Origin of the sequence: Kitasatospora sp. NPDC008115, from assembly GCF_042957205.1 — a bacterium.
Classification (GTDB): domain Bacteria; phylum Actinomycetota; class Actinomycetes; order Streptomycetales; family Streptomycetaceae; genus Kitasatospora.
Window position 1 is genome coordinate 1 of record NZ_JBIBHU010000084.1, and the last position, 2,089, is coordinate 2,089.

Sequence of the window (2,089 nt, forward strand, 5' to 3'; positions counted from 1 at the left end):
CCAGTCGGGCGAGGCCCGGTACCCGTCGTTCAAGGGGATCATGGCGGCGAAGAAGAAGCCGGTGGAGTCCCTGGACCTGGACGACCTGGGCATCGAGGCGGACGAGGTCGGCCTGGCGGGTGCCTGGACGGCGGTGGAGTCGGTGGCGGCGCGTCCGGCGCGCACCGCGGGCACGGTCGTCAAGGACGAGGGCGAGGGCGGCAAGGCGCTCGCCGGCTTCCTCGCCACCCAGAAGTTCATCTGATCCCCCGCACCGAACGCCCCCTGCCGCCCCACCGAATCACGGAGACATCGAGCAATGGCTGAGATCCTCGTCCTGGTCGACCACGCCGACGGCGCGGTCCGCAAGCCGGCCCTGGAGCTGCTGACCCTGGCCCGCCGCATCGGCGAGCCCTCCGCCGTCGTCCTCGGCGCCGGCGAGAAGGCCGCCGAACTGGCCGCCAAGGCCGCCGAGTACGGCGCCGCCAAGGTGTACGTCGCCGACGGCGCCGAGTTCACCGACCAACTGGTCGTCCCCAAGGTGGACGCCCTGGCCCAGATCGCCGAGGCCGTCGGCCCGGCCGCGGTGCTGGTCACCTCCTCCGGCGAGGGCAAGGAGGTCGCCGCCCGCGTCGCCCTGCGGATCGGCTCCGGCATCATCACCGACGCCGTCGATCTGCGCGCCGGTGACCAGGGCCCGGTGGCCACCCAGTCCGTCTTCGCGGCCTCCTTCACCGTCGACTCCCGCGTCAGCAACGGCGCCCCGGTCATCACCGTCAAGCCGAACGCGGTCGCCCCGGAGGCCGCCCCGGCCGCCGGTGCGGTCGAGAACGTCACCGTGGCGTTCACCGGCAACGCCGCCAAGGTCGTCTCGCGCACCCCGCGCGTCTCCACCGGCCGCCCCGAGCTGACCGAGGCCGCGATCGTGGTCTCCGGCGGCCGCGGCGTCGGCGCCGCCGAGGGCTTCGGCGTCGTCGAGGAGCTGGCCGACGCCCTGGGCGCGGCCGTCGGTGCCTCGCGCGCCGCCGTCGACGCCGGCTGGTACCCGCACAGCAGCCAGGTCGGCCAGACCGGCAAGCAGGTCTCCCCGCAGCTCTACGTGGCCAACGGCATCTCCGGCGCCATCCAGCACCGGGCCGGCATGCAGACCTCGAAGACCATCGTGGCCGTCAACAAGGACCCCGAGGCCCCGATCTTCGAGCTCGCCGACTACGGCGTCGTCGGCGACCTCTTCGAGGTCCTGCCGCAGCTGACCGCCGAGGTCAAGGCCCGCAAGGCCTGACCCACCGGACACCGCGAGGGCGTGGCACCGAGTACCCCGGGGTACTCGGTGCCACGCCCTCGCCGCATTCCCCGGCTACTCCGCGAAGGCCGCCAGGTGCTGGGTGAACCCGCCCTGGGTGGGCGGCAGCGGTCGCGGTTCGGCGGGCACCGTCCGTTCCGGCTCCTCCGACGGCAGCACCGTCAGCTCCGGCTGCTCGGACCCGGCCGCCGCGCTCAGCCGCACCCGGGTGCCCACCGGCACCGTGGAGCGCAGTCCGTTGACGATGCACCAGACGTCGAACCCCTCCGCCATCCGGATCAGAGACTTCTGCCGGGCCAGCGGGGTACGGGCCTGCTCGACGGCGCAGCGCCGCACCACCCCGGTGCCCTCGCTGCGCTCCAGCCGCAGGTCGGTGGAGCCGCAGGTGGGGCAGAGCAACCGCTGGAAGGTCGGGTTGCGGCACCAGGCGCAGCGCTGGAAGTACAGCGGCGCGCTCTCGGTGTCGGCTTCGATGGCTGCGTGGACCACGGTGTCATCTCCCTGCGAACTCGTCGTTACCGCCGGAAAAAGAATAGGGAACTCAGTGCCATCCTGTGAAGGCACTGAGTTCCCTTTTTGTCGCGCGCGTGCATAATGAAGGGTACTGAGTGCCGTCTTGAACGTCGTGAAACAGGAGTGGCCGACCATGAGCCAGGACTTCGATCTCTTCCGGGTCTCCGAGGAGCACGGGATGCTGCGGGAGGCGGTGCGTTCGCTGGCCGAGGCGAAGATCGCTCCGTTCGCGGCGGAGGTGGACGAGGAGGGGCGGTTCCCGCAGGAGGCGCTCGATGCGTTGCAGGGCAATGA

At 71.8% G+C, this 2,089-nt stretch carries 3 protein-coding genes and 1 pseudogene; 3 read left to right on the plus strand and 1 reads right to left on the minus strand.

Annotated features, from left to right (window positions below; translation table 11 throughout):
• Nucleotides 1–244 (plus strand): annotated as a pseudogene (locus ACFZBX_RS36890) (electron transfer flavoprotein subunit beta); the annotation flags it as partial.
• A gap of 54 nt (nt 245–298) precedes the next feature.
• Complete coding sequence (locus ACFZBX_RS36895; protein ID WP_391538193.1) at nt 299–1,261, plus strand: electron transfer flavoprotein subunit alpha/FixB family protein; 963 nt, start codon at nt 299–301, stop codon at nt 1,259–1,261.
• Between the two features lie 75 nt (nt 1,262–1,336).
• Here ACFZBX_RS36895 and ACFZBX_RS36900 read toward each other — a convergent pair whose 3' ends face one another.
• A complete protein-coding gene (locus tag ACFZBX_RS36900; RefSeq protein WP_391538194.1) occupies nt 1,337–1,771 on the minus strand; it encodes a hypothetical protein in 435 nt (144 codons plus the stop codon).
• A gap of 157 nt (nt 1,772–1,928) precedes the next feature.
• On the opposite strand from ACFZBX_RS36900, the gene ACFZBX_RS36905 reads away from it, so the two are divergent.
• On the plus strand, nt 1,929–2,089 hold a 161-nt coding region (locus ACFZBX_RS36905), incomplete at its 3' end, for an acyl-CoA dehydrogenase family protein (RefSeq protein WP_391538195.1).